General features: G+C 68.5%; 9 protein-coding genes. 5 read left to right on the forward strand and 4 right to left on the reverse strand.

Features of this window, described 5'->3' with window-relative positions; all coding sequences use genetic code 11:
* Nucleotides 1-845 (reverse strand): amino acid--tRNA ligase-related protein (locus QN357_RS16300; RefSeq protein WP_323505206.1); only part of this gene is annotated, 845 nt, incomplete at its 3' end.
* A 64-nt stretch (nt 846-909) separates the two neighbouring features.
* Here QN357_RS16300 and QN357_RS16305 point away from each other — a divergent pair.
* The 5 genes from QN357_RS16305 to ccsB are packed head-to-tail and all read left to right on the forward strand — an operon-like array spanning nt 910 to nt 5,708.
* On the forward strand, nt 910-1,554 hold the full coding sequence (locus QN357_RS16305) for a histidine phosphatase family protein (RefSeq protein ID WP_134448781.1): 645 nt from the start codon (nt 910-912) through the stop codon (nt 1,552-1,554).
* Nucleotides 1,551-2,192, forward strand: a complete 642-nt coding sequence (locus QN357_RS16310) for a TlpA disulfide reductase family protein (RefSeq protein WP_323505208.1) — start codon at nt 1,551-1,553, stop codon at nt 2,190-2,192. Before QN357_RS16305 ends, QN357_RS16310 begins: the two co-directional genes overlap by 4 nt.
* Complete coding sequence (locus QN357_RS16315) at nt 2,189-2,950, forward strand: cytochrome c biogenesis CcdA family protein (protein WP_134448782.1); 762 nt, start codon at nt 2,189-2,191, stop codon at nt 2,948-2,950. The genes QN357_RS16310 and QN357_RS16315 overlap by 4 nt, the downstream gene beginning before the upstream one ends.
* Nucleotides 2,934-4,625 carry a cytochrome c biogenesis protein ResB gene (gene resB, locus QN357_RS16320; protein WP_323505209.1) on the forward strand — a complete coding sequence of 564 codons (1,692 nt, stop codon included), beginning with the start codon at nt 2,934-2,936 and terminating at the stop codon, nt 4,623-4,625. Before QN357_RS16315 ends, resB begins: the two co-directional genes overlap by 17 nt.
* A 51-nt stretch (nt 4,626-4,676) precedes the next feature.
* Entirely contained in the window at nt 4,677-5,708 is a 1,032-nt protein-coding gene (ccsB, locus tag QN357_RS16325) for a c-type cytochrome biogenesis protein CcsB (protein WP_323505210.1), read from the forward strand.
* Nucleotides 5,709-5,729: 21 nt separating this feature from the next.
* Here the strand turns inward: ccsB and QN357_RS16330 are convergent, their stop codons facing one another.
* The 3 genes from QN357_RS16330 to QN357_RS16340 all read right to left on the reverse strand — a co-directional run bounded on the left by QN357_RS16330 (nt 5,730) and on the right by QN357_RS16340 (nt 7,483).
* Nucleotides 5,730-6,743, reverse strand: a complete 1,014-nt coding sequence (locus QN357_RS16330) for an o-succinylbenzoate synthase (RefSeq protein ID WP_134448784.1) — start codon at nt 6,741-6,743, stop codon at nt 5,730-5,732.
* A 147-nt stretch (nt 6,744-6,890) separates the two neighbouring features.
* Nucleotides 6,891-7,154 carry a hypothetical protein gene (locus QN357_RS16335; protein WP_134448785.1) on the reverse strand — a complete coding sequence of 88 codons (264 nt, stop codon included), beginning with the start codon at nt 7,152-7,154 and terminating at the stop codon, nt 6,891-6,893.
* Nucleotides 7,151-7,483, reverse strand: coding sequence for an ATP-dependent DNA ligase (locus tag QN357_RS16340; protein WP_134448786.1), 333 nt, complete (start codon nt 7,481-7,483; stop codon nt 7,151-7,153). The genes QN357_RS16335 and QN357_RS16340 overlap by 4 nt, the downstream gene beginning before the upstream one ends.
* Nucleotides 7,484-7,635: the final 152 nt, after the last annotated feature.

Here is a 7,635-nt window from a genome sequence, read left to right on the forward strand (position 1 = left end):
GGCTGGGTGGGAACCGTCACCTCGACGCCGAACAGGGCCAGGACTTCTTCGCCGTGCTTGGCCTTGACGGCCGTGAAGCCGGCGACGAGGAGTTCCTCGTGCAGCTGCATGACGTCTTCGTGGCTGTCGATCCAGCTGATCTCCGCGTCGACGCTCGTGAACTCCGTCGCGTGACGGCTCGTGAACGACGGGTCGGCGCGGAACGCCGGTCCGACCTCGAAGACCTTGCCGAAGCCGGCCGACTGGGCCATCTGCTTGAAGAACTGCGGGCTCTGCGCGAGGTAGGCCTTGGTGTCGAAGTACTCGACCTCGAAGAGTTCGGCGCGGGACTCGCTCGCGCTCGCCATCAGCTTCGGGGTGTGCAACTCGATGAAGTCGTGTTCGATCCAGTAGGTGCGGAGGGCGTGCTCGAACGTGGTCTGGATGCGGAAGATCAGGTTCTGCTTCGGCTGGCGCAGGTCGAGGAAGCGCCAGTCGAGGCGCTTGTCGAGGCTTGAGTCTGCGGCGATCGGCGTCTCGGGGATGGCGGCGGTGACGACCGTAAGCGTCGCGAGCTTGATCTCGATCCCGCCGAGCTTGACCCGTTCGTCGTGCTTGAGCTCACCGGTCACGGTGATGAAGCTGCCCTGGGCGAGCGTGGAGATCGTGGAGGCCGGCTCGTCGGCGACGACGGCACCGTCGGCATCCGTCGTGCGGGGGTTCACGAGCTGCACGGCACCCGACTCGTCGCGCAGCACGACGAACTGCACCTTCTTCTGGTCGCGGACCGTGTCGACCCACCCCGAGACCGTCACGGTTCCGTTAGAGAGGGCGGCCAGGTTCTTGATCAATACGCGCGAAGTCACCGGATAAGTTTAGCGGCACCGGCTCTCGGCTAATTCATGGGCACCTCCTCCGTAGAATGAGCGGGTGGTAGCCAGCCAGATCCATCTCGTCCGTCACGGTGAAGTGTTCAATCCTGAGCGCGTGCTGTACGGCAGGCTGCCCGAATTCCGGCTTTCCGACCTCGGCGCCGCCATGGCGACCGCCGCTGCCGTCGACCTCGTCGAACGCGGCCGGCCGGTGCGCCGGGTCATCGCCTCCCCCCTGCAGCGCACCCGCGAGTCCGCGGCGCCCATCGCCGCGGCCTTCGGCCTGCCCGTCGAGATCGACGAGCGCATCATCGAGCCGACCAACAGATTCGAGGGTAAGCGGATGTCGGGCGAGCACGGCGCCCTGCGCGACCCGCGCAACTGGCCGGCCATGCTCAACCCGCTGCGACCGAGCTGGGGCGAACCGTACCGGGTGATCTCGGCACGGATGCTCGCGGCCATCGACGAGGCATACAACTCCGTGACCGACGGCGACGTCGTGCTTGTCAGCCACCAGCTGCCGATCTGGATGGTGCACCGCGCCCTCGCCGGCGAGCGGCTCCCGCACGACCCGCGCGGCCGACGCTGCGCCCTGTCGAGCATCACCACGCTGTCCTGGCGGGGCGAGGGACTCGTGGAGATCAGCTACGCGAACCCGGCGGCCGCGCTGCAGGCCGGGGCCACGGATGTAGGAGCGGTGTGAAGGCCGGTCCCGCGAACGGAACACACCCGCGTCGGCGCCGTGCCGCCGGCCTGGCCGGCCTGACGGGGCTGCTCGCGCTCGCCCTCGTCCTCACCGGCTGTTCGACAGACCCCCTCGCGGACCAGTACCGCGCCGGAAGCAACAAGGGCTTCATCGCCGGCGACGGCAGCGTCACGGAGATCCCGGCCGCCGACCGCGGGGCCGCCGTGACCTGGAGCGGCGTCGATGAGACCGGCGCCACCGTGTCGAACACCGACTACGCCGGAAAAGTGCTCGTGGTCAACTTCTGGTACGCGAGTTGTGCGCCGTGCCGGGTCGAGGCCCCTGACCTCCAGAAGCTCAACGCCGAGTTCTCCGGCAAAGGAGCCGAATGGCTCGGCGTGAACGTGCGCGACCAGGCCGCGAACGCGATCGCGTTCAACCAGAGCTACGGCATCGCCTATCCCTCGATCATGGATGTCGACGGCGGGGCCATGCAGCTCGCCTTCAGCGGCAGCATCCCGCCGAACGCGGTGCCGACCACCCTCGTGCTCGACAAGAGCGGCCGGGTCGCCGCGCGCATCCTCGGCGCCCTGTCGACGCCCTCGATCCTCGAGACCATTGTGCGCGACGCCATCGCCGAGGTCCCCGCGGCGTGAACAATCCCTTCGGCGAAATCGTCTTCAGCGGCCAGCTCCTGTTTGCGATTCCCATCGCTGTACTCGCGGGGCTCGTCTCCTTCGCGTCCCCGTGCATCCTGCCGCTCGTGCCCGGCTACCTCGCATACATCGGCGGATTCACCGACGGCCGGTCGACCGCCGGTCGCGGCGACCGGCGCGGCCGGAACCGGCTCCTGGCCGGCGTCGGGCTCTTCGTGCTCGGCTTCACGCTCGTCTTCGTGCTGACCGGGGTCGTCTTCGGCGCGGCAGGCTTCTGGCTCAACCAGTACCGCGACCTCGTCACCCGGATCGCCGGCGTTGTCGTGATCCTGCTGGGGCTCGTCTTCGTCGGCCAGTTCGCGGCCCTGCAACGCACGGTCAAGACGAGCTGGCGCCCGCGCGCGGGACTTGCGGGCGCCCCCGTGCTCGGCGCGGTCTTCGCCGTCGGCTGGACCCCGTGCACCGGTCCGACGCTCACGGCGATCAACTCGCTCAGCCTCACCACGGGCTCCCCGTGGCAGGGCGGCCTGCTCGCGCTGTTCTATGCGCTCGGACTCGGCATCCCGTTCCTTCTCATCGCGCTCGGCCTCAACTGGGCGACAGGGGCAGTGTCGTTCCTGAAACGGCACGTCCGCGCGATCAATCTGTTCGGGGGCGTGCTCCTCGTCGTCATCGGCGTCCTCATGGTGACCGGCGTCTGGAATGCCTGGCTCCTCGACCTGCAAGGAGTGATCGGCAGTTATGTCCCGGCCATCTGACCACTACGATTCCCCAGCGCCGGCCCCGGCGTCCGACGATGTCATCCAGCCCAGGCTCGGCCTCGTCGGCTGGCTGCGCTGGTTCTGGCGCCAGCTCACCAACATGCGCACCGCCCTGTTCCTGCTGCTCCTGCTGGCGATCGCCGCCGTGCCCGGTTCGCTCGTTCCGCAGCGCAGCTCAGACCCGAACGGTGTCACCCAGTACTTCGCGGACAACCCCGACCTGGCTCCCGTGCTCGACAAGGTCCAGGCCTTCGACGTCTACTCCTCCGCCTGGTTCTCGGCGATCTACCTCCTCCTGTTCATCTCGCTGATCGGCTGCGTGATCCCGCGCACGAAGCACCACTTCCAGGCGCTCCGGGCCCAGCCGCCGCGCACGCCAGCGCGGCTCATGCGGCTCGCCGGCTTCACCGAACGCACGGCTCCTGCCAGCACGGATGCGGCGGCGGCGGTCGACTCCGCCCGCTCGCTCCTGAAGAAGAGCGGCTACCGCGTCGCCCTGTTCGACAGCGCGCCGGCACGCGGCGGGCGGGAATTCTCGGCGTCGGCCGAGCGCGGCTACCTGCGCGAGACCGGAAACCTCGTGTTCCACTTCGCGCTCGTCGGCATCCTGATCACTGTCGGCTTCGGCAGCGGCTTCGGCTTCAGCGGCCAACGGGTGCTCGTCGAGGGCCAGACCTTCGTGAACACCCTGCTCGCCTACGACTCGTTCAGCCCGGGGCGGTTCTTCAGCGACTCGAGCCTCGAGCCGTACAAGCTCACCCTCGACGACTTCAGCGTCACCTACGAGACCCAGAACCTCAAGGCGTACGGCCAGGCGATCGACTACTCCGCTGCCGTCAGCGTCACCCGCCGCGGCGAGGCCCTCCAGACCGGCGTCGTCAAGGTGAACGCCCCGATGCGCACCGGCGGCACCGATGTGTACCTGCTCGGCAACGGCTACGCGCCCTCGATCACCGTCCAGGACCCCAACGGGGTCGTCGTCTTCACCGACGCGGTGCCGTTCCTGCCGCAGGACGCGAACCTCACCTCGCTCGGCGTGATCAAGGTGCCGGACGGCCTCAGCGAACAGCTCGGCATGATCGGCTTCTTCTACCCGACGCAGGCCGCCAGTTCGACGGGCGCCTTCTACTCGTCGTACCCGGACCTCGAATACCCGATGCTCACCCTGAACATCTACTCTGGCGACCTCGGGTTGAACGCGGGAGTGCCGACATCCGTCTACTCGCTCAACACCGACAAGATGACGCGGCTCACCGGTGGCAAGACCGGCGTGAAGTCGCTCGAACTCAAGCCGGGGGAGACCCAGCAGCTGCCGAACGGACTCGGCTCCGTCACGTTCAACGACGCGCACCCCGGCGCCGCCGCGAACGATTTCTCCGGCTCGGTGCTGCGGTTCGCGTCCTTCGACATCCACCACGACCCGACGCAGGTCTGGGTGCTGTCCTTCGCGATCCTCGCCCTGCTCGGGCTGCTCACGAGCCTGTTCGTGCCGCGGCGGCGAGTCTGGGTCAAGGCGATCGAGAGCGAAGACGGATCGCTGACCCTCGAGTACGCGGGACTCGCCCGCGGCGAGGACCCGGCCCTCGAAGCGGCCGTGACCGACATCGCAGACCGCCACGGGCGACTGCTGGTATCCTCCACATCAGCCGTCCCGGCAACCGAACAGAATTAGGCTGACCACGTGAATCTCAACGAGCTCTCGATCCTGAGCCTGTACTCGGCGATGGCCGTCTATGCGCTCGCCTTCATTTCCTTCGCCTTCGACCTCGCCAAGCGCTCCGCGGCCGTCAAGACGGCGGACGAGGCGACGGGCCTCGCGGCGCTCGCCGCCGTACCGGTCGGCGTCGGCGCGGCCAATGGGGCGCAACCGGCGGGCAGGGACGCGACCCTCGATCCGGGGAAGCCTGCGGGCAAGGCCGGTGCCGCGGCATCCGCCGGAACGATCGTGAACCGGATCAGCGCCCGCATCGCCAACGACGCCGCCACCCCGTACGGCCGCTCGAAGAGCCTGCGGATCGGCGTCTCGCTCACCGTGCTGGCCTGGGCGATCCACTTGATGGCCGACGTGCTGCGCGGCTTCGCCGCCGGGCGGGTGCCGTGGGCCAACATGTACGAGTTCGCGATGACGGGCACCCTGCTCATCGTGACCGTGTTCCTGATCGTGCTCACCCGCGCGGACCTGCGCTTCCTCGGCACCTTCGTGACCGGCATGGTGCTCGTGCTGCTCGGCATCGCGGCGCTGCGCTTCTATGTCGAGGTCGCCCCGCTGCCGCCGGCGCTCCAGTCGGCATGGCTCGTGATCCACGTCTTCGTCGCCTCGCTCGGAACCGGGTTCTTCGCGCTCGGCTTCGCGCTCTCCGTGGTGCAACTGCTGCAGTTCCGGCGGGAGGCGCTCATCACGACCGCCGGCCGGGTGCGCCTCCGCTTCCTCGCGACGCTGCCCTCGGCAGCGACGCTCGAGAACCTGGCGTACCGGGTTCACATCATCGGCTTCATCCTCTGGACGTTCACCCTGATGGCCGGTTCGATCTGGGCGGAGAAGGCCTGGGGCCGTTATTGGGGCTGGGACACCAAGGAGGTCTGGACCTTCATCATCTGGACTATCTACGCCGGCTACATCCACGCCCGTGCAACCAGGGGCTGGCGCGGTTCCCGCTCCGCGTGGCTCGCGATCGTCGGTTTCAGCGCCGTGATGTTCAACTTCGGCGTCGTGAACGTCTTCTTCAAGGGACTGCACGCATACTCGGGCCTCTAACCCGGCATCCGCCAGGGCGGCTCAGTCCGTGATGGCGTCCGTGATGGCGGGTTCGGCGGCGAGCAGGGCGTAGCAGCGGCTGAGGCGGGCGAGCCACCAGGCGCTGCGCTCGGCGGATGCCGCGTAGCGGTCGAGCAGGTCGGCGTCGGGCACGACGCGGCGAACCGGGATCCGGCCGTCGACCGGCAGCAGCGGGTCGTGGGTGACATCGGCGGCGAGCAGCGAGGCGGTGCCGAGGCCGCAGTCGAACTCGAGGCCGGGGATCGCGGCGGCGAGGTGCGCGCCCATCGCGATGCCGACCGAGGTGTCGAGGGCACTCGAGACCACGACGGGCAGGCCGGCCAGCGCAACGAGGTCGAGTGCGACGTGAATCCCGCCGAGCGGTGCCGCCTTGATCACGAGGATGTCGGCAGAGCCCGTGGTCGCCACGAGCAGCGGGTCCTCGGCGCGGCGCACGCTCTCGTCGGCGGCGACGGGGATGCCGAGGTAGTCGGCGGAGCGACGGCGGATCTCGGCGAGTTCCTCGATGCTCGCGCACGGCTGTTCGACGTACTCGAGGTCGAACTCGCCGAGGGCGTTCAGGGCGTGTTCGGCTTCGTCGAGGTTCCAGAGGCCGTTCGCGTCCACACGGATGCGCCCCTCCGGTCCCAGCACCCGGCGCACGGCGCGCACGCGGGCGACGTCTTCTGCGAGGGTCTGCCCGGGGGCGGCCACCTTCACCTTGGCCGTGCGGCACCCCGGAAAGCGGGCGAGGACATCCGCCACGAGTTCCGCGTCGATTGCAGGGACGGTCGCATTGACCGGGATGCTCTCGCGCAGGAGGGCGGGCGTCGGGGTCCAGCCGAAGTCGATCGCGGCGCGCAGCCAGGCGACGGACTCTGCGTCGTCGTACTCGGCGAACGGCGCGAACTCCGTCCAGCCCTCCGGTCCTTCGAGGAGGAGTGCCTCGCGGGTGTCGATTCCGCGGAATCGGGTGATGAGCGGCAACGCGACAATGCGGGCCGTTCCGAGCAACTCTGCGAGTGGGGGAAGCATGCTTCCAGTCTGCCAGCCGGGCGCGGGTGCGGGCGACCGTGCCGCCGCACGCGTCGGGGCGTGCGCGCCAGAAGCGCCGCTCCGCGCCAGGCCTGCCGGGCGCGGAACGGCGCAGTGGGCGCGCGGCGGAGCGGACCGTGCGGGAGGCTAGAGGGAGTCGTGGTTGAAGGCGCCGTCGACCTCGAGGTCGAGGTCGTCCCCGTTGGTGGGTTTGACGTCGATAACCGCGAACGCGATGCCGGGCGCGATCAGGAGATAGGCGTCCTCGAAGCGGCCGCCGCCGCTGTTGACCGGAAGCCAGTACGGCTGGCCGGACGTGACGGCCGCGTTGATCTCATTCCGGAGCGACTCTGCGGACCGGCCGCCCAGGGAGTACTGCTGACCGCCATAGACGATGTCGATGCGAATCATGGTTCATCCTTCGTCGCGAGCACGGATGCCGGCCGGTGCGGTTCGGGGACGAGCTGCAAACCGCCAGAGGAGTTGGCGGTCAGCATGAGCGCCTCCACCCAGTCGCGATTGAGGCTCGGCGAGCGACCGCCGAAGTATTTGAAGGCGAGCGGGATGGCCGGATGCAGCCAGATCGTGCTGCGACCGTCGCCTCCGGACGGGTCGTCCCTCCACGTGAAGTAGAAGCACTCTCCCCGGCGCAGCTTGGCTCCGATGACCACCTGGATGTGCGCCAGGATGCGATCATCAAAGTCGGCCGTCACCGTCGAGTTATAGGTGAGCTTTCCCATGATTCCCTCGTTGGCGCGTCATAAGGAATTATTGCTACAAAATCGAGACGTTGCCAATGCTCAGTTCGGGGGGTCCCCGGAGAGCCGTGGAAAAGTTCAGTGCCGTGGAAAAGTTCGGTCACGCCGGAACCGGGTTGTGTGGGGGGGGGGGG

The organism is Cryobacterium sp. RTC2.1 (assembly GCF_035018685.1).
GTDB classification, from domain to species: domain Bacteria; phylum Actinomycetota; class Actinomycetes; order Actinomycetales; family Microbacteriaceae; genus Cryobacterium; species Cryobacterium glucosi.

Bases quoted from the DNA above. Each gene is read 5' to 3' on its own strand.
- resB (WP_323505209.1), top strand. From the start codon at position 2,934: ATGTCCCGGCCATCTGACCACTACGATTCCCCAGCGCCGGCCCCGGCG.
- ccsB (WP_323505210.1), top strand. From the start codon at position 4,677: ATGGCCGTCTATGCGCTCGCCTTCATTTCCTTCGCCTTCGACCTCGCC.
- QN357_RS16330 (WP_134448784.1), bottom strand. From the start codon at position 6,743: ATGCTTCCCCCACTCGCAGAGTTGCTCGGAACGGCCCGCATTGTCGCG.
- QN357_RS16335 (WP_134448785.1), bottom strand. From the start codon at position 7,154: ATGATTCGCATCGACATCGTCTATGGCGGTCAGCAGTACTCCCTGGGC.
- QN357_RS16340 (WP_134448786.1), bottom strand. From the start codon at position 7,483: ATGGGAAAGCTCACCTATAACTCGACGGTGACGGCCGACTTTGATGAT.